A 21,832-nucleotide genomic window follows, 5' to 3' on the forward strand; every position below is an offset into this window, starting at 1 on the left:
AACGGTAGGGTTTTAAGCTGAAAAACTAGAATGAAAGCCGCAAAAACGGTATCAAAATCAACCCAAAAAGTAAAAATAATTTTTCCTGAAAACATAGTTAAACCCTTTGAATTAAAATGCTATGAAAAATTCTGCAAAAGTTAACCCGGTTTCCTGCCGCTGCAAATTAAGCAAACTGGTGCTGCACTTAAAGCAAATGAACGGCCTGATCTCGGTGCCGGCGCCCAAAGGCAACGGCCGCATTAATCTGCGTGCCGCCGAAGCCGTGTTTGTGCAATACATTTAAAAACCGGGAATGCATTATTATACCTACGACGGTAGTTTTGAAGGCTTGCTTTCGGTTATTTTCGAAGTGTATGAACACAAAGCCTGGCCCGATAAAATTGACAAACAAGGGCAGGAGCAACCCGGTATTTTTGCCAGCTCCCACCATGTGCTAACCGACGAAGCTAAAGCGGCCCGCGTGTGGAACGGTTTGCAGAAAAAACTTTCGGAAAGCGCCTGCACCGATCTGTATAAAACCTATTTGTGGGAGCAGCCGGGCTTTGAAATGCTGATCTTCCGGTATGTAGAGCTGGTTTTTGCAAGCAAAACGAATATTGAAGAGAATTTTGCCGAAGATTGCGTGCGCCATATCTCTCAGATCAGCAAGCAAATTTTCCGCGAAAAGCACCGCATGGAAGCCTTTATTCGCTTCCAGAAAACTGAAGATGGACTTTTTTACGCCACCATTTCGCCGGATTTTAACGTGTTGCCGCTTTTAAAAACGCATTTTCAGAAGCGTTATGCCGATCAGGCCTGGCTGATCTACGACGTGAAACGCCGCTACGGCCTGCACTACGATCTTGAAAACGTCAGCTTTATTTGTCTGGAAGAAGCCACCGTACACGCTAAAACCGGAGCGTCACCGGCAAACATTTTGTCAGAAAAAGAGCCGCTTTACGAGATGCTTTGGCAAACTTATTTCGATCACGTCAATATCCCGGAACGGAAAAATAAGAAGCTGCACCTGCGCCACATGCCCGTTCGCTACTGGAAATACCTCACCGAAAAGCAAGCCCGTTTGCAGTAAAGTGAATACCCGAAGCTGGCAAAATGGTACTCTTGCACTTATTGAGAACAGCGACGGCATTTAAGAAACCAAGAAAAATTTATAAGCAGTAACAATTATGGACGAAATGAAATTAATAAAGCTTTGCATTTATCTGAGCTTAATTCTGGAAGAAAGCGGTAGCGCTACAATACAGAACGCATAAGTTATAAACTAAAAAAGGCTGAATTACTTCAGCCTTTTTAATTAAAAGATATTTCCCGTTCAGCCATTCAAGCCATTCAATTTAACAGGAAAGAGTAGGTAAAAGCTGGTTTAACAGGTTGAAAAGCTCCTGATTGCCGTTCTGGTGGTAGTTTTGCAGGTTCATCCGGAAACTGTTGATGTCGTAGAGAAAGGCGCGCAGGTTATCCGGGGTAATTTCTTCGAAATGGCGGCCGTAACCCAGTTTGTCTACATAAGCCGCGTTCATAAACTGCTCGAACTGGTTTTCTAAGGGAACAGAGCAAACGGGTTTATGCAGATATATGGCTTCGCTGATTAATGAGAAACCGCCGTTGGTAAGCACGGCTTTTGCGCTGCTCAGATCGTCTATAAAACCTTGTTCGCTGAAAGATTTTAGTTGCACATTCCCATGCATTTCGGTTTTGTTGAAGCCATATACCCGGAAAGTTTCCAGCGGCAATTGCTGCAAGGTATTTACCAGATTTTTTTGCGAAGTGGAAGATTGATAAACCAATACGTGCGGACCATTCGTGGGCGAAGCATTCAGGATGGAATCGCGCATGATGGGCGGCACCAGCGTGGTCTGGTCTTTCTCCAGAAGCGCCGGAAAAAAAGAGGTGATGAGGTAATGCTGGCAGCGCGGAACTTTGGCTTGTACAATTCTCTTCCCGATCAGAAAGTTCTGTTTCTGATTTTCCGGAATTTTGATATCGAGTTTACCACGGCTCATAACCTGCATGTTATCGATGCTGATAATGGGTAGTTTGTGGTGTTTTGCAAAAAAGTAGCTGAACGATTCGAAATCAGAAATAACCAGGTCCGGGGCAAAACTTTCTGCAATCTTGCGGTATTTGGCAAAGTTGGTTTTCAGGTTTTCAGGCGCCGTTTTTAACGTGCTGGTAAAGGTTTTCAGTTTCGAAACGGCCGCATTTTTATATGCCAGGTGGAAGCCTTTTATTTCGTGCACCCGCTCCGGAAAACTCTGGTTGAGCAACGTAAATGCCCGCGAGCTTGAAACTACCTGCACATCGTGGCCACTTTGCAAAAGATAGCGGATTATTACCTGGCTGCGGGTTGCGTGACCCAGGCCTTCGCCGGGAACGCCGTAAAGTATTTTCATAGTGCCGGATTCTTGATTCTTGAGAGGTGGAATTTACTAAAAATTGCCGGGGTATCAGTTTTAAAACTTGTAATCTTTATACGTTTTGGTAAACTCGGCGCCTTGTATAACCGGATTTACCTGTAGGTTATGGTATTCGTATTGTTCGAATAAACCTTTCTCGTCGTACACTTTTATGACCACCGGCAAGCCCGTTTTCTGGTCTAAGAGCATCCAGATCTTCCTGGCATAATCGGTTGGAATCTTTATTTTCTGGCCGGCTTTTACATCGGAATAATCATCCAGGGCCGGATTTTTCTCCAGGATCATGTATTCGCTGAGCCTGAATTTAGTTGCAATATTGAGCACGTTTTCGTTCGGCCCAACGGTATGCTCTATGTACCGGAAATTCGGGTTTTCGAGCGTCAGCGGGTAGCATTTTAAGTTGTTCCAGTTTACCGGTTCGCCCGTTTGCAGCATGCCGGCGGCTTGTTTGCCGTATTTTTTCAGTATAAAGTCAGTAATGGCCAGAATCTGGCTGAAACCCATTTCGTGAATGGTGTGGTGTTGCCCGCTGCGCATGGTGCTGCTGTTCGGGTTCAGGCTGATCGTGGTCCACGGGAAACTGCTGGGCCGGATAAAAGCTTCGTTATTATTCTGCCCGGAAACAAATAAAACCTCCATGCCCGGGTTGGGCGTTTGGTACCTGAGGTAAACTTTAAACGGTTTTTGCTGCAGTTTTACGTTTGCTTTTTCACTCGTAAGTTTTCCCTTTATCCGTTCCTGTTTCTGTAAGGTGAATTTCAACGTTTGTACGTCTTTGCCCGCCTCCAGCATTTGGCTTACTAACTGGCTTGCCGTGGGTGTTGCCTTCTGAAACGAAAGCAAACAGCCGAGGGCTAGTAAAAAATTCAAAAGCAAAAAGCACTTTTTCATACGTAAACCATAGCGTTTTTAAGCAGCAAAATATATTGGGATTATTTGCCCTTATCCATCGGATTTTTCAGGCCTTTATCCAGTTTTGCGATCGTTTCCAGCACCCTTTTTTCGCGGGTTTCTTCGCGTTTGGCGCTGGTTACCCAATGCACATATTCTTTCCGGTTCGTAAAAGAAAGCTTTTCGAAAAACACGAACGCCTCTTTGTTTTCCGCCAAAGCCTGTGCCAGATCTTCCGGCAGATTTACCACGCGGTTTACCGTATCAATATAAGGGTTTTCCGGTTTAATAACCGTTTCAACAGACATATCGCGCAAGGCCCGCCGCACTTTGGTGGGTTTGTCGCCCGCCTTTCTAAAGCTGAAAGCCGACCATTTGTCATCGAGCGAGATCAGGTTCAGAAACTGCCATTCTTCCGCCGAAACGCTTTCCCAGCCTTTGTCGCGGGTCAGGTCGGTTTGCATCTTCGATGAACCCTTCGGATAAGCCACCCAAACCACGCCCTCCGGCGTGACCACATTTTTAACCACCGGTACCAGTTTATCTAAAGTAGCTTTATCGGGCGCAAAAAATAAGATCAGGTCCGCGGTGCTTTCCGGGAGGATGGAAACGGTATGGTTTTGGGCAAAAAAAGTCTGCCATTCCGGGCTGCCATTCAGCAACAAAATTTGCTGTCCGGGCTGCAAACGCATTTTCTTCAGGAGGGAATTATCTGGCATAGCCGCGTAAGTTGGAAGTAGTTGAAAGGCTGAAATTCGGTTTCGGAAAGAAAGATAGCTATTTTTTCGGCACGTAGGCGCGCACCAGTTCGTCTTTATAAACTTCCTGATAAAGGCTATCAGCAATATTTTCCGGAAATTTCTTTTGAAGTTCAATCATCACGTAATCATATTTTTCACTTGCAACCGGAGCAACATTATCGATCTGAATTTTTTTACCAAAGCGCGCATACTCGTATTCCAGGAAAAGCTGGTAAAACGGTTCTTCCACGTAAACTTTCTTCGCCTCGCTTTTCTGAATCTGTTTTACCAGGGCCGGGAAATTATAATACGGCTGCGGATAATCTTTCAGAAAAAACTCTGCTGCCAAAACCTGGAAACCGGCAAAAATCAACACGCCAAAAAGCATCAGCGGGACTCTCAGATTATTGTTCCGGATCAAGAATTTCAGCAGGAAACCGATTATCAAAGCAGCACCCAGGTAATCGAAAAAGCTTTTGAAAAACAATACCCTCGGCGGCGGCAACATTAACTGGAAACGCATGAAAGCATAAACCACCAGGCTGGTCGCCAAAGCAAATCCAATGAGCCAATTGCTATGTTTCGGCAATTGTTTTTTCAGAAATGGCCGGTTCCGGAATAGAAAAAGCGCCAGCAATGCGCCCATCGTAACGTAGAAAAACAGAATGCCGCCGCCGAACTTTCCGCCCATCAAAAAGCCCTGGCTTTCGCGCAGGTAAAGCGGTAACTGTTCCCAAAATTGTTCCGGCGTTAATCTCCGTAAATACTTATTCCCGAAAAGTGCTTCCGGACCGCTTACCAGCAATAAAGGCATATACAGAAGCAATGTTCCGCTCAATACTGTAGCTCCAGCCAAAGTCATTTTCGGAATTTTCTGCCATTGCTTTTGGAAAAGAATATAAATTCCCGCCACAAAAACGCAAACCGCAAACGGGTAAAGAAAGGTTGGAACGGTATAAAAACCCAGAACTGAAAGCAAGCTGAAGATCGACCAGTAACCAGCTTTTCCGGTCTGCAGCGCACGCATGATGCTTGCAAAAGCCAGCACCGCCAAAAGCGTAAGCAACATGTAGCCCCGGCCTTGTGTGGCCATAAACAACGTAAAACAGCTAAAGCCAAACAAGCCGGATGCCAGGTAAGCCGTGGTGAAATCCGAAAACCGCCTGGTGATCAGGAACCCGGAAAACGTTAACAGCAAACTAAACAGCAGCGGCGGTAATCGTAAGATCCAGAAAGGCTCCGAAAAAAAAGGCGTTAAAGCCGAGGCCAACAGATTTTGCAGCAAATGATTGTTCGGAATAGGATAGAAGGTAGCCGTAGCCCAGATTCCGTTTTGAATAAACAGGAAATAACTAGCTGCTTCGTCGGTATGAATCGGGAATTGAAACAGGTAGTAAAACCGCTCGGTAATAATTAATATGAAGGTAAGCCCGGCTACAATTCTTTCAGTCCGGTTCAGGCTACCAAGTTCAGACTTCATAAATCTGATGATCTTTTTGAAAAGCAGGCTAAATTTGCCTGGCATTCGAAAGAAAGCATCCCGGAAAAACGCTAGGGAAAAGGCCGTAAAAAGTATGAGTAAAACCGGGTATGCGAGCCGGATCAGGTTGAAGCTACTCTGTGGAACCGGTTTAACCGGAAAGGTTAGTTTCTGGTCAAGTTCAAAATAAGTGATTTTCCTCAAAGCAGTAATATCTTCCGGCCCGTGGAAAAGGAAAAGCAGCCAGACGAAACTACCAAACAGAAACAAGCCGGTCAGGCTGTAGAAAAACTGCAGCCGCAGGGAATTAAGCATGCAGCAAGCTACAAAAACGGTAGGGATTTTAAAACAAAAAGCCTGTTCCTAAAAGGAAACAGGCTTTTTGCAACATGGGGAATTTATGAAAACTATTTTCTTTTTTCCTTGATACGGGATGCTTTACCAGAAAGACCACGCAGATAGAACAGACGCGCACGACGTACAACACCTCTTCTTACCAGCTCGATCTTCTCGATGTTTGGCGACAATAAAGGGAAAATTCTTTCCAGACCGATCTGGTTAGAAACTTTACGTACTGTGAACGTTTCACCGTTGGTGTTAACGTTACGACGCTGAATCACCACGCCCTGGAACTGCTGGATTCTTTCTTTGTTACCTTCACGAATCTTTACGTGAATGTTTACAGTATCGCCCGCTGAAAAATTTGGAATAGAGGCGCGTTTTTCGTTGAATTCTTCTTTAACTAAATCTAACAGTAGGCTCATGGCTCTTTAAAATATAAAAAATTCTTATTTCTGATTTCGGACTGCAAATATAAAACAATCTTACAAGTAAGACAAATGCAATCAATTAAAATTTATTAATACGCTTATAGTCAGCGTATTAATCGTTTAAAAGGTCGGGCCGGCGGGCTTTGGTACGGGCCAATGCCTGCTCAAAACGCCATTCCTCAATTTTTGGCTGGTTTCCGGAAAGCAAAATCTCCGGCACTTTCAAGCCTTCATACTCAGCCGGACGGGTATAAACCGGCGGCGCCAGCAAGCCATCCTGAAAAGAATCCGTCAGGGCAGAAGACTCATCGTTCAAAACGCCCGGAATGATCCGGATCAGCGCATCGGCTAAAACTGCCGCTCCCAATTCCCCACCCGAAAGCACATAATCACCGATGCTGATCTCGTGGGTAATGAATTTTTCGCGTACGCGTTCGTCCACCCCTTTGTAATGCCCGCACAAGATGATCACATTTTCCAGCAGCGATAAACGGTTTACCAGCGGCTGTTTCAGTTGCTCGCCATCGGGCGTCATGTAAATAACCGCGTCGTAGTTCCGTTCGGCTTTTAAACCGGCCAGGCACTTATCGATCGGTTCGATCATCATCACCATGCCCGCGCCGCCGCCAAACGCATAATCGTCTATCTGGCCGTGTTTGTTTATGGCAAACTTGCGCAGATCGTGCAAATGCACTTCGGCGATCCCTTTTTCCTGCGCGCGCTTCAGAATAGAATGCGTGAAGAAACTGGTAAGCAAATCGGGCTGACAACTGATAATATCGATCCGCATGGGTTATCTTTCTTCGGTTATTTTTCGTCCGAATAATCTTCGTCGCCGTCGTATTCTTCTTCGTGGCGGTTGGTTGGTTGGGTATACACTTCCATTAAACCATCCGGCAGTTTCACGAAGATCTTTCTGGCAACTTTGTCGGTTCTTAAAACAATATCGTCGGCCACCGGGATCAGGATTTCGTGGCCCTGGTATTCCATCGCCATAAGATCCTGGTTCGGCATTTCGTAAAATTCCTTTACCGTGCCCAGTTCGCCTAAATTTTCGTCTATTACCTGGTAACCAACCGTTTCGTGGAAATAAAACTGGTCTTCGTCGAGTTCCGGTAATTCGGAAAGAGGCAGATACAGCGTAGTCGATTTTAGTTTTTCGGCCTCCGCAATGGTGTTCAGGTCTTCGAACTTAAGTATGAATTTGCCGCCGGCCTGGGGTTCGATCCGTTCAATAAAAAAAGGAACCAGTTTGCCGGCCATAAGCAGGAAAACTGATTCCAATTCTTCGTAATCTTCCGGGTAATCTACGTCGAATAACGCGACTACCTGGCCTTTTACCCCATGCGTTTTGACGATATAGCCTAATTCAAAGCAATCATCTAACTTCATGGAAATGGGTTTATTAAGCTTCCGTTTCTTCGGTAGCTTCGCCTTCAGTTGCAGCCGGAGTTTCCTCGCCAGCTTCTTCTGTAGTTTCTGCTACAACCGGAGCAGGAGCGTTTTTCTTCGCAATGGCAGCAGCACGGTCAGCGTTAACTTTGGCTTCAGCAGCTAAAGCAGCTTTACGGGCATCGGCTTTCTTCTGAGATAAAGACTCTTTTTTGCCAGTGATCTTCGCTTCTTTGCTTTCAGTCCATTCCTGGAATTTAGCATCAGCAGCTTCTTGCGTTAAAGCGCCTTTGTTTACACCAATCTGTAAGTGTTTTTTGTAAAGGATACCCCGGTAAGACAGCATCGCGCGAACAGTTTCGGTCGGCTCAGCACCTTTCATTACCCAGTCAAACGCCTTTTCCATGCTGAAATTGATCGTAGCAGGGTTGGTAAGCGGGTTGTAAGTACCTAATTTCTCGATAAAGCGACCATCACGTGGTGCACGAGCATCTGCAACTACGATATCGTACATTGCAGCTTTTTTGCGGCCTCTGCGGGCCAGTCTGATTTTAACAGCCATATTGGTTAACTAATTGTTATGCGACGGAACCCGTCCGTCTTTTGAGTCTGCAAAGGTACAAATTTATTTCTGAATAAAAAACGCCAGGATAAAGGCCCTAAAAAGTCTGAAGCAAAGAAATTTTGTTTTAATCTCTGAACCGGTTTAAACTGGTTGGTCCGCGTCCGAAAAAATCGCCGGTTAGGAAATAGCGCGGTCTGGGTTTTACCGTATCGGCCAGGGTTGGCCCGTAGTTTTTTCTTATATATTCCTGCGGAAAGCCCTGCAGCCAAAGCAAAGTCGGGAAAATATACGCGTGGCTGTATTGGTTCGGAAAGTTCGGTTTGAAATTCGCGGGCAATTGTCTGGCCGGATCCCAGATCAATAAAGGTACTTCCGCTTCCTGCTGACTGGCTTTAAACACAGAGGCGTGCGCAAAATTAAATCCTTCTTCCCGCAAATTCTGGCCGTGGTCTGAGGTGTAAATCACCAGCGTACTGTCTTGTGGCAAAATATTGACGTGCAGTTTTTTCCAGAATTCATCCACGCTCCAGCGCAAAGCATTGTGGTAGGTATTCAGGGTTCGTTCCCGATCTTTATACAAACTGCGCTTGCCTAAAACCGGCTGAAAAAATGCCGAATCTGCCGGGTAAGCCGAAGCATACGGCCAGTGCGCCCCTACTTTTACCACATAAACGAATACCTTTTTTTCTGATTTTGCCAGTTCAGTCAGTTTTTCAGCTATCAAATGATCGCGCAGGTAACGCGGTTGATCCGGGAAAGCATCGCCGGGTTGCCAGAAATGATCGATGTATTTCAGGTCTTCCGGCGAAACAAAATTCTGCAACGTTTTACCCGTAAGCTGCCCGTCGATATAATAAGTTGTGTAACCAGCCTTTTTGGCAAACTGAAAAATGTTCTGGCGCTGCAAGGTAAGCTGGTTTTTATCCGGCAATTCTTCCGGCCGCGTACCGCACATGAGCGCAATATTAGAACCGTCGCTCTGATTGGTGGTTGAAGATGCCAATCCGAAATTGATAAACGAAGCTGCGTGTTTTTTCAGAAATGGTGTAGTTTCCAGGTTCGGATTGTTCAAACCAAGCTCGCCGCCGGTCACGCTTTCATCTACAATCAGGAATAATTTCGGAACGCCTTTCTGCACCGGTTTTACCGGTACGGTTTGCCTGATCGGCTGCGTTAAGCGGTTCGTAGCACCCACAGCCAGATCTACGGGAACGCGAAATATGGCCGGAAAATCATCGACGATACCGTTGCTGTTCTTAACCTGCAGTAAAACTAAAACGGTAGCCAAAACCGGCAAAAAGGTGTAAACGCCCGAAAACCGCAGCTTCATTTTCTTTCGCAAAAACCAACTGAAACCAATTACCAGAACCGTTGCCAGCAAAGCCAGCAGGATCTCGGATTTAAAATTCCCGAAAGCCAGCGGCAGCAATTTCAGGTTGTTCAGCGCCGTAGTCGCATCGGAGTACATAAAATTATAGCCCGAAATAAAACGGTAGGAAAAACTGACAAAAAGTGCTGGAGCTAACAAGAGTATGAAAGCCAGCCATAGATACCGGTTCTTCAAAAACAGCAACACCCAAAAACTAAAAGCCGAAAGCAGGAAAAGCGCGGCGTAAGCCAGGAAATCGGTAATACTCACCTGAAAAAGCAGGTAGTTTAAAATGAAATACAACCGGCCCGGCCGCATTTCCGCAGTGGCCACGTAAAGCAGCAGCACGACAAAGCCCAGCAGAAAACGGTAGTTTTTTTTCAGAAAAAGTAAGGGCATCGGCAAAAGGTTCTGCTTTTTTTGTGCAATTTCGGCAAGTTAATCTAATTCGCAATTCTGCCCATTAAAAAGCGGTCAGCAGTTTTTATGCATTCACCCCAACTTGCTTCTCAACGGCTGCCAGCCCCAGACCTGATCCGGGGAATTGCCCTGGTGGGAATTGGGGCCGAAAATATTCTGAGCTTTAATGCGGCCAACGAACACATTGCTTTGTTTGCCGCCAGTTTCCCCGAACCCGTTAGTCAGGCTTTGCTGAGCGTTTTTATGCTGTTTTTCCGGGGAAAGTTTTACCCGGTTTTTGCACTGCTTTTTGGGTTTGCCACGGCTTTTTCTTTTGCGCAGCGCGGCCATAAACCTTTTTTCCGGCGCAGTCTTTTCATAGCACTTTTGGGCTTAACGCAGTTAGTTTTTATCTGGAACGGCGACGTGCTTCTGCAATACGCCTTGCTGGGTTTGCTGTTATTCAGCCTGAAAGATCTGCCTGATCGCATTCTGCTTTCCTTGTCTGCAATTTTGTTTTTGCTCAGTTTTCTGCCCGCCGGTTTTTTGCCCCCAAACCCTACCGTTTTTAGCGGCATTCCCCCGGAAGTTTATGCAAAAGGCAGTTTTCTTACCTTGCTCCGTTACCGCCTTCCCGAGTTTTTGCACGGCCTGGCTTCCCCGGAATTCCTGTTGTTTCTGGCCCGGATCTTTGCGTTTATGATATTGGGATTTTTCCTGGGCCGGAACCAGAAATTTAAGCAGTGGCTACAATTCAGCACAGTATCCAGGTATTTTATAATTGGCTTGCTGAGTTTTATGGTGTGCGGCGCCTTGTTGCAGTTTTCCGGCTTACGCGGCGAGGCAATCCGGCCGGCGCACCTGGAAGTAATCAAAGCAATTATACTGGCCCTTTTCTTTCTGGCCAATGTTTCGTTGTTTGTTTTAGTGCCGCTACTTTTATTTCTCCGATTTCCGGCAATGCGTTTCTGGCAACTTTACATCGCCGCCGGCCGCCTGACCTTAAGCCATTACCTGTTCCAGAACCTGCTGTTTAGTTTCGTTTTTTACGGTTATGGTCTCCGTTTTTACCTGCAAGTTCCGCCGCTGCAACTTTGGTTGGCTTACGGATTGCTAATGCTCATGCAAGCTCTTGTTTCCGTTTGGTGGCTCCGGAATTTCAAACTAGGACCGGTGGAAAAGGCGCTTCGGAAATTTGCGTATGACCATAAATAAAAAATGCCTTCTCATGGCTGAAAAGGCATTTTTTATTGTAGTATTCAGAATCTAGGCCCGCACCAGTTTCGGACGAAGGGAAGTCACATAAAGCAAACCGGCAAAGCCCGAAGTCATCAGAATGCCAATACTCCACATGATCTTTTCAGAAACCGCAAGTTTTTCGGTTGTATAAATCTCCGATAAAGCCTGCAGCATAAAAATGATTGAAAGCCCCAGGCCCCCCCAAATTATTGCCGAAGCGCCGGGTAGGGTTTGCACCGTAAATAATGCGCCGGTAAGGGTAAGGATAAAGCCGGCAAAAAAGAAAAATTTCAATCCAAAAGTAAATTTCATGGTTTTCAGATTTGTTTCGGATTCAAGATAACAAAAAAAAGCCTTTCCCGCAAGGAAAAGGCTTTGAAAACGCTATGGAAATGCAGCTGAAAACTACGCGCGCACTTTTTTCAGTTTAATAATGCCGAGTTTATCCAGCGTCCAGATCACCGGGTAGGTCGGGTCCACTTCCCACCATTTTACTCCGAAATTCACGCGGGTTGGCAGTTTGTGGTGGTTATTCTGAAACAATTCGCCGCCGGTTACAAAATCAAAAAACAAAGAGTTGCGCGATTTATCGTTGTTGTCGAAATTCTGGTAACCGTATTTGTGGCCGCTCCAGTTAACAATAGCCCCGTGAATCGGACCCATCAGGAAGTGAATCGGCAGCAACAGGTACAGATACCACATATCGGCCGGCACAAAGGCCACGTAAAATGCCACGTAAAACAAGCCCCAGCCTATACGGCTCCAGTAGGTATCGCCAAAATTTTCCAGGCTGTTCCAGAGCGGATAATTGCCTTCAAAACGATCTTCCGGCGTTACGCGGTGGTGCAATACATCGTTGTAAATATTTTTGGTTTGCCACATCATGCTGAATGCGTTGGTGTAATAATGCGGCGAATGCGGATCTTTCGGCGTATCGGAAAATGCGTGGTGCATGCGGTGCAAAATGGCATAAGCGCGCGGCGAAAGGAATGACGAACCCTGGCTGATATAGGTCAGGAAAAAGAAAAATTTCTCCCAGAATTTATTCATGGTAAACATTTTATGCGCCGAATACCGGTGCAGGTAAAACGTTTGCACAAACAACGACAGGTACCAGTGAACAATAAAAAAGACAATAATGATCATTGAAAAAACGGTATAGTTTACGGCTGAAAAAGTCAGTAGCTTCGAAAGGTAAACACCAGGGGAGCTAATTCGTTCACAAAATTACGAAGTAGGCAGCATACCTGACAGGTCGGTGCAAAAGAATTTAAGAAAACTGATCAGAATCATCCCGCCAGTTTAGGCGGAGAAGTAACTTGTGGGAATATCTTTGGTCAGTTTGTAATTGACAATGTCTGCAAGGCAAATAAACCGCACGCTATAAAACGCTAGGTTACCGCCGTGAAAAAGTCGAAATAATATCGTAGTGCTTCCACAAGTTACAACCTTGCTATTAAGGGAAAGTCACAAGTTACGGCTCCGCTTAAACTTGCGACATGACTTGTGATTCAGAGAATAACGATTTAAAAGTCCTGCCGGAAAATTTTCCAGGGTTGCACATTTGGCAGCGGCGCGGTTATTTTTATAGTCGTTTTCTGTACCGGGTGCTCAAATTCCAGCTGATAGGCGTGCAGGCCAATGCGTTTGTCGGGCAAAAGGGCGGGGGCACCGTATTTTACATCGCCCAGCAGCGGACTTTTCTGCGAAGCCATTTGCACGCGGATCTGGTGCGGCCGGCCGGTTACCGGATTCACCTGCATCAGGTAATATTGTTCACGGTGCATCAGCAATTTGTAACGCAGTTCAGCGCGCTGACTGCCCGGTTTTTCCGAAGAAAAGGCTTTAGTAATATTTTTGGCAGGATCTTTCACCAACCAATGTTCCAGGCGCGCTTCGGTCTGATTAGGTTTTTGCAGCGAAATTGCCAGGTACGTTTTAGTGGTTTTATTGCTCCGGAAAAGTTCGTTCATCCGGGCAAGTGCTTTCGATGTTTTAGCCAGTACTACCACGCCGCTCACCGGCCGGTCGAGCCGATGCACTACCCCTACAAAAATATTACCGGGTTTGTTGTATTTCTCGCGCAGGTATTCTTTGGCCAGATCGGGTAAAGTAACATCGCCGGTCGCATCGCCCTGCACCAGTAAACCGGCCGGCTTGTTAACTACCAGCAAATGGTTGTCTTCATACAAAACGTCCAGCATTTTTATTAATGAGTAATGATTAATGGTTAATTATGAATTTTCTCCTTCGGGAGTTTCGGGAGGCTGTGGAGATGGTTCAGGCTCTCTAAACGGTTCAGGTTTTTCTGGTAATTCGCCTAAGCCTATGAAGGCATCTTGCTGGTTGTAAAATAGCAGCCATTCGTATTTTTTGGCCACCACGTAAAACGCAAGCTTCGGTAACTGGCTCAGTACTTTCTGAATGGCCTGCACGGTTCCCTGAAAAAGCCAGAGTTTGGATTCCTGAACGTTTGGATCGGGTAAAAGCAGCCAGTAGATCTCATTTTCGGGCAGCAATTCATCCAGATATTCATATGGTTCGAAGCCTTTTAGCGGAATAAGTTTTTGCCGGCCTTTAAAATGCTCCGGCCATTCCTGAGGCTGCAGATCCGAGCTGGTTTTCATAATAAAGCGGCTCTCGATCTTTTTCTGAATAGCAGGCCAGTGCGTAAAAGGCCCCACGGTAAACTGTTCCCGCGAAAGCTTCAGCAACCGCGCCAGCCCAATAATCCGTTCCCGAAAAGTTGCCATGTTTTTTAATGAATAATAGTTAATAACTAATGATGAATTTTCCGTTTTACGGTCATCCGGGAAATTAATCATTAATCCTAATTCATTAAGCCTTAATAAGCTTCTTTCTCGTTCGGGAAATCGCGGTTTTTTACGTCGGCAATGTAGTTGGTTACCGCATCGGTCATGATGGTGTGCAGATCGGCGTAACGGCGCAGGAACCTTGGTTTGAATTCCTTGTTAATGCCCAGCATGTCGTGCGCTACCAAAACCTGGCCGTCTACGTGCGGGCCGGCGCCAATACCAATAATAGGAATGGTTAATTGTTCGGCTACTTTTTTGGCCAGTTCCGAAGGGATCTTTTCCAGCACGATCGAGAAACAGCCTAATTCCTGCAAAAGCAACGCGTCTTCTATCAGTTTATTGGCTTCTTCTTCTTCTTTGGCGCGCACGGTATACGTTCCGAATTTATAGATAGATTGTGGCGTTAAACCCAAATGGCCCATGATCGGAATGCCTGCGCTCAGAATCCTTACGATTGAATCTTTAATTTCCGAACCGCCTTCCAGCTTAATGCCGTGCCCGCCCGATTCCTTCATGATCCGGATAGCCGAACGCAAAGCTTCGGAAGAATTTCCCTGGTAAGAACCAAAAGGCATATCTACCACCACAAATGCCCGCTTAATGCCCCGCACTACGCTTTGCGCATGGTAGATCATCTGGTCGAGGGTGATAGGCAGGGTAGTTTCGTGGCCGGCCATTACGTTACTGGCCGAATCGCCTACCAGCAACACGTCTATTCCGGCTTCATCGAAAATGGTAGCCATGGAAAAATCGTAAGCCGTAAGCATGGAAATCTTTTCGCCCCGCTGCTTCATGGCCTGCAACTGGTGCGTGGTAATGCGTTTTATATCTTTCTGAACCGACATGCAAATAAGTTTATCGCGTTTCCCAAAGGTAGAAAAAGAAAACGGCTTTTTTAATGCTCAACCGGTTTTGACTTTCTCCCATAGCATATAAGTAACCGGATGTCCGGAGGGTTTGCACTTTTCAGCGAACGGTACCGGTACAAAAGGCTATAGTTTTTACGCGAAAAACCCTACCGTTTTTAGGCTTTCTTCCGCAAATGAAAGAAAGTAAATAAAAACGGTAGGGTTTCCGCCCCAAAAAGTCTTTAAAGAATTACCGGTTATAATAGGTCTGGTTGCGGGTGAATTTCAGGTCACGCAGAATAGAAGATTTCACGTTGATGTTCACGTAATACCCCTGCGCATACCCGAAAGGCGTCCAGCCGATACTCATTTCCCAGCAATGCAGGTCGCGGTACAGGTCTATCTTGGTAAACGTTACGTCTTTATTTACCATGTCGTAACCCGAACTGAAGGCCACTTTCCATTTTTCGCTGGGATTCACGGTGCCGCGCACCATTACGTTGCGGTTCTGGGTAATACTACCTTCGGGGAAATACCGCGGGTTGAAATAAGAAGCGTTAAAGCCCAGGTAAAGCGACCATTTAACGTCAAAATCTACGTACTCGGGCAGCGCAGTCACGGCCGTTTGCGGGTAAGTAGTAGGCTGCGTTTCCGGCCCAACCGGGTAACTGTTGGTGCTTTCACGTTTTTCCCGTTTCCAGTTTTCCGGGTTCAGATCGGTAGAAACATCGAAATTGGCCTGGGTGAAGTTTACCAGCTTGTAATTGCCCCGGCCGAATTCATACTCGTTTACGCGCCGGCCATTGTAGAACTGATACGGGCTGAAGTTAAAGGTCATGTTTATGCTGATCCGGTTGAAGAGATTCGTATTCAGCTGTACCAGAATATCGCTCAGGTTAAAGGAATCGGCGGCGAAATTATAGCCCCCGCTCGCCGTCAGGTTATCGATCAGTTTTACTTTGTCAAACCCGCTTACGGTATCTTTTTTCGATACTTTTTTCATTTCCACGGAATTGCGCAAACTAAAATTAAGGGAACTCTGCGGAAACGGTGACGGGGCGCTGTAAAGCATGCCGTTGTAGCGCGAAAGCCGTTGGGTACCTTCCTGGTTTAACTTTGGCAAGGTTTCGTAGAAATCATAGCGCGGGTCGCCAAAATCGGGGCTGAAGTTATACGAAACGGCCGGGTTAATTACGTGGCGGATCGCTTTGATCTTTTTGCCCTTGAAGTTATACATCCCGTAGATCTGGGTGCTTAAACTGGCACCCGCCGAATAATTGTAAATGCGGCTGAATCGGGAAATAGTATCGGTTTCAATGGAATCTAGTCCGGCCGCCGTTTGGGTAAACCGGTAATCCAGCCGTTTGAACTGCCAAGATTCCCGGTACGCTACGTTCGGCGAGAAATTTAAATATTTCAGAATTTTATAACTGCCCAGGCTGATGTTGAAATTATGGTCTGCGCCGTATTGCCCTGCGGAAAGAATGCGGTCAAGATGTTTAGAAAAATCCAGCGTATCGCGGCCTACCCGGTTGGTGAACCGGTTCTGCGCATTCAGGCGATAAGTGAAATAAGCCTGGTTGGTAATGTTTTCGTACCAGGCGCCGGTTGGCACTTCCGGCGCTAGCCAGCGGAACGGGTAAAGGCTGTTGGTTCCTAAGGTAAAATCGGGCAAGTTAAAGGTAACTTCCTTGGTTTGCACGTTCTGGAAATGGCTGGCCCGGATGTCATAATTTATCGGCGCGTTCGGCAAAGACCGCGAATAAGAAACCGCCGACTGGAAGGTAGAAGACAGGTATTGGCCGGGATCGGTGGCATTTACTTTATTGTAGCTCGAAGAACCGGCGTTAACGCTGGCGCTGAACCGGCCGCGGCCTCCTAATGCTTCCGGCGAGTGGTTCCAGCGCACCCAATATGTTTTGTTTTGCGGCCGGAATAACCTGGGTGGACCTACGGTGGCATCTGTAGACAGTTGATCCTCCCCATTAAACGTGCTGTGCTCTAAACTGAAATTACCCCGGTATTTGTAGCGTTTATAATAATCGCCGTGCGCCGAAACCCCGTAATCGCCCAGAGAATAAATGTCGCCCATAAAACGCATGCCCAGGTAATCGTTCACGGCCCAGTAATAGCCGCCGTTGCGCAGGTAAAAACCCCGTTCGCGGGTTTCGCCAAAAGTGGGAATAATAACCCCGGAAGCCCGTTTTTTAGGCGTAGGGAATAAACCGAACAAAAAGCCCAGCGGAGTAGGCACATCGCCGATCCAGAGGTTGAACGGGCCGGTAATCACTTTGCGGCCCGGTTCCACTTTCATTTTGTGGGCATTAATAAAAAAGTGCGGGTGTTTCAGGTCGCAAGTGGTGTATTGCGCATTCTGCCCGAAAAGTTCGTTGTCGGCATTTTTCTTTACCGTTTCCGCGTGAATGTAGCCTTCGCCCTGTTTGGTAATGGCCCCGGTAATTTTGCCGCGCTTGGTTTTATAATTGTAAGCCATTTTTTCGGCTTCGTACATTTCTTCGCCGTCTTTAAAAATAGGCGTACCCACGAGCTTGCCGGCAGAATCGGGCACGCCGTTTGCGTACACCGTGCTGGTTTCCCAGTTTATCTGAATTTGTTCGGCTACCAGCGAGGTAGTTCCGTAATCGATCTTGGCATCGCCGAAAAGGTACATGATCTTCTGCACCACATCGAAGCGGATCGAATCGCGGGCCGAATAGTTGATGGTGGTTTCCACGCCGCCTTTACGGGCTGCACTTACGCGTATAGTATCGGTGTTTTGGGCAATAGTATCGGGCGGGGTAACCTGGGCCAGCAGGCCTTCCGTTATCCCCAAAACAGACAGAATCAGCAGGGCGATTCTGAAAATGTAGGCTGGCGTTTTCAGTTTATGGTAAAATTTTGCTTATTTTGTACAAAGTTATAGGTTTCGCTTTAAGTAACGCAACTCGTGAAAAATATTGTAACCGTTTCCGTTTTAGCGATTTTTTTTGTTTTAGGTTCTTTTACGGGTACTTCCCGGAAGGCTTTCAGGTTACGTACAGTTGTAATTGATGCCGGCCACGGAGGCAAAGATCCCGGTTGCAACGGCCGCCATTCCAAAGAAGCGCATATAGCCCTGAAGGTTGCCCTGCAACTGGGGCAGTATATAGAAAAAGAAATGCCCGATGTAAAAGTTATTTACACCCGTAAAACCGATACCTTCGTAGAACTCATTGACCGGGCCGGCATCGCCAATAAAAACCGGGCCGACCTCTTTATTTCCATTCATTGTAATTCCGGACCGTCTACGGCTTATGGCACCGAAACTTATTGCATGGGTTTGCATACTTCGGAAGGGAATTTAAAAGTGGCCAAACGCGAAAACGCCGTAATTCTGGAAGAAGAGAACTACCAGGAAAAATATAACGGTTTCGACCCGAATTCTGCGCAAAGCCACATTATGTTCGCTTTGTACCAAAGTGCGTATATAGAGAACAGCCTGCGGTTTGCCCAGAAGGTAGAATACCAGTTCAAGCATAAAGTTGGGCGCACCAGCCGCGGCGTAAAACAAGCCGGCCTTCTGGTACTCTGGAAAAGTGCCATGCCCAGCGCCCTGATAGAACTTGGATTTTTAACAAATAATGCCGAAGAAAAATACCTGAACGATAAATTGGGCCAAACGTATATGGCTTCAGGAATATATAGAGCTTTTAAAGACTACAAAGTAGAGTTAGAAGCCATGAATTAAGCTAATTAAACCTCCGTGAGAATCACAAAAGAAATTAAAGTTGCCCTGCTGGGTATTGCTGCTGCTGTTGCCTTATACTTTGGATACTCCTTTTTACGGGGAAGTAATCTTTTCTCCGATACCCGTACCTTTTATGCCCTCTACGATACCGTAGACGGGCTTACCATTTCCAACCCGGTGTTGCTCAATGGCGTGAAGATCGGCATTGTGCAGGACGTAAAGTTGCAGCCCAAAAATAAAAACCGCATCCTGGTTACCATGGATATCAACGAAGATATTGACGTGGGCGATTCTACCATTGCCAACCTTTCGAGCAGTTCTATTCTGGGAGGTAAGGCCATAACGTTAATTATGCGGGCCAACACCCGGCGTTACGAGGGCGGCGATACGCTGATCTCGTTTACCGAAAAAAGCCTGACCGATATGCTTACCGCCAAAGCCATGCCGCTGATGGGCAGCGTAGATTCTACCTTGCTCAAGATCAACTCTTTCTTTGATAAAGACGCCAAAAAAAGCATGCAGGCTACCATGCTCAACGCGCAGGCATCTACCGAGGCCATGAAGAATATCCTGATCATGAACCAGCGGAACATGCACGAAATTACCACCAACCTGAGCGAACTGACTTACAGCCTGAAAGCCACGCAACGCAAGTTCGATCGCCTGGCCGGAAACCTGACAACCATTACCGATACGCTTAAAAATTCGGAACTCAACGATGCGATCCGCAACATGAACGCCACCGTAACCGAAGCGCAGATAGCCGTGAAGAAATTCAACGAAAACAACGGTACGCTGGGCAAACTCATGAACGACGATTCGCTTTACAACAACCTGAACAGCACCGCTAAAAACATGGATGCCTTAATGATAGACCTGAAAGCAAACCCGAAACGTTACGTACATTTCTCGGTTTTTGGCAAAGGGGCGGGCAGCGGCGATACCAAAGTGGAGAAAGCCAACGTGGTAAACACCAAAGGCACCGGTGAAGTGAAGATTAAAGAAGTGAATAACGTAGATACTACCCGTAAGCCGACCCCCGCAACCAAATAAAGCCGAGTAAAATTTTTTCAGAAACGCTATACTTTTGAGCCTTAAAAGTATAGCGTTTTTTTATGCCTTAAACTGTGGGGTTGCCTGCGGGAAAGGTCGCTTTAAACTTTTTGAACGCAGGTTTGAATTAAAAAATCAGCGACATCAATAAATCCGTTTCATCCGCAATTCTGAAATTTGTATTCGAAACGGTAGGGTTTCGGGCTGAAAAACTGGTTCGGGGGCTTTGCCAAATTTTAGTAACTTTGCCCAACCGGCATTTCACAGCTGGAATTGTTTTTTCATTTCTCATCTTGCTCCTTCAATGGATATCGAATTTAATAAGAACGAAGACGCGCTGAAGCAACTCAGTTTTCAGCTCAAAACCAGACTCAAAAAAATACACCTCGGCGGCGGCGAAAAGAACATTGCCAAGCAACACGCCAAAGGCAAACTTACCGCCCGCGAACGCATCGATTATTTGATTGATGATGAATCGGAATTCCTGGAAATTGGTGCTTTTGCTGGTGAAGGCATGTATAAAGAATACGGCGGTTGCCCGAGCGGCGGCGTGGTTACCGGCATTGGTTACGTAAAAGGCCGTCAGGTAATGATCGTGGCCAATGATGCCACCGTAAAAGCCGGTGCCTGGTTCCCGATCACGGCCAAGAAAAACCTGCGTGCGCAGGAAATTGCCATGGAAAACAAACTGCCGGTAATTTACCTGGTAGACAGCGCCGGTGTTTTCCTGCCTATGCAGGATGAGATTTTCCCCGATAAAGAACACTTTGGCCGCATGTTCCGCAATAACGCCATCATGAGTTCCATGGGAATCGTGCAGATCTCGGCCATTATGGGAAGCTGCGTGGCTGGTGGCGCGTATCTGCCTATTATGAGCGACGAAGCCATGATCGTAGACCAGACCGGTTCTATTTTCCTGGCAGGTTCATATTTAGTAAAAGCGGCCATCGGCGAAAGCATCGATAACGAAACCTTAGGCGGCGCTACCACGCATTCCGAAATTTCCGGCGTAACCGATTATAAGTTCCAGACCGACCAGGAATGTCTCGATGCGATCCGCAATATCTTCGATAAAATGGGCGATTACGACAAAGCCGGTTTCAACCGCGCTGCGCCGGCCAAACCAAAACTCGACGAAAAAGAGATCTACGGATTGCTGCCAACTGACCGCGTAAAACCTTACGACGTGATGGACATCATCAACCGTTTGGTAGATAATTCGGAATTTGAGCCTTACAAAGATCTTTATGGCCAGACGTTGGTTTGCGGTTTAGCCCGGATCGATGGCTGGGCCGTGGGAATTGTGGCGAACCAGCGCAAGATCGTTAAAAGCAAAAAAGGCGAAATGCAAATGGGCGGCGTGATCTATTCCGATTCGGCCGATAAAGCTGCGCGCTTCATTATGAACTGCAACCAGAAGAAAATTCCGCTGGTGTTTATCCAGGACGTTTCCGGATTTATGGTTGGTTCCAAATCAGAGCACGGCGGCATTATTAAAGACGGCGCTAAAATGGTAAATGCCATGGCCAATTCCGTAGTACCGAAATTCACGATCCTGATCGGTAACTCATACGGTGCGGGTAACTACGCCATGTGCGGCAAAGCCTACGATCCAAGATTGATCTATGCCTGGCCAACGGCCCAGTTAGCGGTAATGAGTGGAGCCGCCGCCGGTAATACCTTGCTTCAAATTCAGGTTGCCTCTTTAAAAGCCAAAGGCGAAGAGATTACCCCGGAAGCCGAAAAAGAACTGCTGGACAAGATCACGGCCCGCTACAACGAGCAACTTTCGCCATACTACGCTGCCGCGCGTTTATGGGTAGATGGCATTATTGATCCGCTGGAAACCCGCAAAGTGATTTCCATGGGCATAGAAGCTGCCAACCACGCCCCGATCGAGAAGCAATTCAATGTAGGCGTTATTCAAACATGATTTAGTGATTATGGTAATGATTAATGAATAGTGATTAGTAACACGGCTAAATGTGATTCGTAAGAACCATTTTAGCTGTGTTTCTATATCAGAAAGTATCATTAAGCATAAATCTTATGCTTTTGCCTTACGTATTGTAAAGGCTTATAAATATTTGTCTGGAGAGAAAGGAGTTTGTTTTATCTAAGCA

The 21,832-nt window shown here is 46.5% G+C and carries 21 protein-coding genes; 6 read left to right on the forward strand and 15 right to left on the reverse strand.

Annotated elements, in window-relative coordinates:
* The first annotated feature begins 121 nt into the window (after positions 1-121).
* Positions 122-286, forward strand: a complete 165-nt coding sequence (locus I5M27_RS02965) for a hypothetical protein (protein ID WP_200504529.1) — start codon at positions 122-124, stop codon at positions 284-286.
* Positions 287-295: 9 nt separating this feature from the next.
* Positions 296-1,072 (forward strand): TIGR03915 family putative DNA repair protein, encoded by a 777-nt coding sequence (locus I5M27_RS02970; RefSeq protein ID WP_200504530.1) that lies wholly within the window; start codon positions 296-298, stop codon positions 1,070-1,072.
* Between the two features lie 265 nt (positions 1,073-1,337).
* Here the strand turns inward: I5M27_RS02970 and I5M27_RS02975 are convergent, their stop codons facing one another.
* From I5M27_RS02975 to I5M27_RS03015, 9 genes are all read right to left on the reverse strand, one after another.
* Positions 1,338-2,396 carry an MJ1255/VC2487 family glycosyltransferase gene (locus tag I5M27_RS02975; protein ID WP_200504531.1) on the reverse strand — a complete coding sequence of 353 codons (1,059 nt, stop codon included), beginning with the start codon at positions 2,394-2,396 and terminating at the stop codon, positions 1,338-1,340.
* A 60-nt stretch (positions 2,397-2,456) separates the two neighbouring features.
* The gene (locus tag I5M27_RS02980; protein WP_200504532.1) at positions 2,457-3,311 is read right to left on the reverse strand and encodes a DUF1571 domain-containing protein; all 855 of its coding nucleotides are present in this window, start codon (positions 3,309-3,311) and stop codon (positions 2,457-2,459) included.
* A 41-nt stretch (positions 3,312-3,352) separates the two neighbouring features.
* Positions 3,353-4,030, reverse strand: coding sequence for a YdeI/OmpD-associated family protein (locus I5M27_RS02985; RefSeq protein WP_200504533.1), 678 nt, complete (start codon positions 4,028-4,030; stop codon positions 3,353-3,355).
* Between the two features lie 58 nt (positions 4,031-4,088).
* Positions 4,089-5,846 (reverse strand): glycosyltransferase family 39 protein, encoded by a 1,758-nt coding sequence (locus tag I5M27_RS02990; RefSeq protein WP_200504534.1) that lies wholly within the window; start codon positions 5,844-5,846, stop codon positions 4,089-4,091.
* 92 nt (positions 5,847-5,938) lie between these two features.
* Positions 5,939-6,295 carry a 50S ribosomal protein L19 gene (gene rplS / locus I5M27_RS02995; RefSeq protein ID WP_150902765.1) on the reverse strand — a complete coding sequence of 119 codons (357 nt, stop codon included), beginning with the start codon at positions 6,293-6,295 and terminating at the stop codon, positions 5,939-5,941.
* A gap of 118 nt (positions 6,296-6,413) precedes the next feature.
* Positions 6,414-7,091, reverse strand: a complete 678-nt coding sequence (gene trmD, locus I5M27_RS03000) for a tRNA (guanosine(37)-N1)-methyltransferase TrmD (protein WP_200504535.1) — start codon at positions 7,089-7,091, stop codon at positions 6,414-6,416.
* 17 nt (positions 7,092-7,108) lie between these two features.
* Complete coding sequence (gene rimM / locus I5M27_RS03005; protein ID WP_200504536.1) at positions 7,109-7,693, reverse strand: ribosome maturation factor RimM; 585 nt, start codon at positions 7,691-7,693, stop codon at positions 7,109-7,111.
* A 13-nt stretch (positions 7,694-7,706) separates the two neighbouring features.
* The gene (locus I5M27_RS03010; protein ID WP_200504537.1) at positions 7,707-8,255 is read right to left on the reverse strand and encodes a 30S ribosomal protein S16; all 549 of its coding nucleotides are present in this window, start codon (positions 8,253-8,255) and stop codon (positions 7,707-7,709) included.
* A 127-nt stretch (positions 8,256-8,382) separates the two neighbouring features.
* A complete protein-coding gene (locus tag I5M27_RS03015; RefSeq protein ID WP_200504538.1) occupies positions 8,383-10,026 on the reverse strand; it encodes a sulfatase-like hydrolase/transferase in 1,644 nt (547 codons plus the stop codon).
* 87 nt (positions 10,027-10,113) lie between these two features.
* Here I5M27_RS03015 and I5M27_RS03020 point away from each other — a divergent pair, with 87 nt between their 5' ends.
* Positions 10,114-11,241: a DUF418 domain-containing protein gene (locus tag I5M27_RS03020; RefSeq protein WP_200504539.1), complete on the forward strand. Its 1,128-nt coding sequence runs from the start codon at positions 10,114-10,116 to the stop codon at positions 11,239-11,241.
* Between the two features lie 51 nt (positions 11,242-11,292).
* On the opposite strand, the gene I5M27_RS03025 is transcribed toward I5M27_RS03020, so the two are convergent.
* The 6 genes from I5M27_RS03025 to I5M27_RS03050 form a co-directional block, all read right to left on the reverse strand.
* On the reverse strand, positions 11,293-11,577 hold the full coding sequence (locus tag I5M27_RS03025; protein WP_200504540.1) for a hypothetical protein: 285 nt from the start codon (positions 11,575-11,577) through the stop codon (positions 11,293-11,295).
* Between the two features lie 93 nt (positions 11,578-11,670).
* Positions 11,671-12,411, reverse strand: coding sequence for an acyl-CoA desaturase (locus I5M27_RS03030; RefSeq protein WP_200504541.1), 741 nt, complete (start codon positions 12,409-12,411; stop codon positions 11,671-11,673).
* Positions 12,412-12,791: 380 nt separating this feature from the next.
* The gene (locus I5M27_RS03035) at positions 12,792-13,469 is read right to left on the reverse strand and encodes an RluA family pseudouridine synthase (protein ID WP_200504542.1); all 678 of its coding nucleotides are present in this window, start codon (positions 13,467-13,469) and stop codon (positions 12,792-12,794) included.
* Between the two features lie 30 nt (positions 13,470-13,499).
* A complete protein-coding gene (locus tag I5M27_RS03040) occupies positions 13,500-14,018 on the reverse strand; it encodes a DUF6756 family protein (protein WP_200504543.1) in 519 nt (172 codons plus the stop codon).
* Between the two features lie 92 nt (positions 14,019-14,110).
* Positions 14,111-14,926 (reverse strand): 3-methyl-2-oxobutanoate hydroxymethyltransferase, encoded by an 816-nt coding sequence (gene panB / locus I5M27_RS03045; RefSeq protein WP_200504544.1) that lies wholly within the window; start codon positions 14,924-14,926, stop codon positions 14,111-14,113.
* A 253-nt stretch (positions 14,927-15,179) separates the two neighbouring features.
* Entirely contained in the window at positions 15,180-17,762 is a 2,583-nt protein-coding gene (locus I5M27_RS03050) for a putative LPS assembly protein LptD (protein ID WP_200504545.1), read from the reverse strand.
* Between the two features lie 114 nt (positions 17,763-17,876).
* Here I5M27_RS03050 and I5M27_RS03055 point away from each other — a divergent pair, with 114 nt between their 5' ends.
* From I5M27_RS03055 to I5M27_RS03065, 3 genes are all read left to right on the forward strand, one after another.
* On the forward strand, positions 17,877-18,656 hold the full coding sequence (locus I5M27_RS03055; protein ID WP_200504546.1) for an N-acetylmuramoyl-L-alanine amidase family protein: 780 nt from the start codon (positions 17,877-17,879) through the stop codon (positions 18,654-18,656).
* 15 nt (positions 18,657-18,671) lie between these two features.
* Positions 18,672-19,709 carry an MlaD family protein gene (locus I5M27_RS03060; RefSeq protein ID WP_200504547.1) on the forward strand — a complete coding sequence of 346 codons (1,038 nt, stop codon included), beginning with the start codon at positions 18,672-18,674 and terminating at the stop codon, positions 19,707-19,709.
* A 304-nt stretch (positions 19,710-20,013) separates the two neighbouring features.
* Entirely contained in the window at positions 20,014-21,642 is a 1,629-nt protein-coding gene (locus tag I5M27_RS03065) for an acyl-CoA carboxylase subunit beta (RefSeq protein ID WP_200504548.1), read from the forward strand.
* Positions 21,643-21,832 lie beyond the last annotated feature (190 nt).

The sequence above is a fragment of the Adhaeribacter terrigena genome (assembly GCF_016623615.1).
Lineage (GTDB): Bacteria > Bacteroidota > Bacteroidia > Cytophagales > Hymenobacteraceae > Adhaeribacter_A > Adhaeribacter_A terrigena.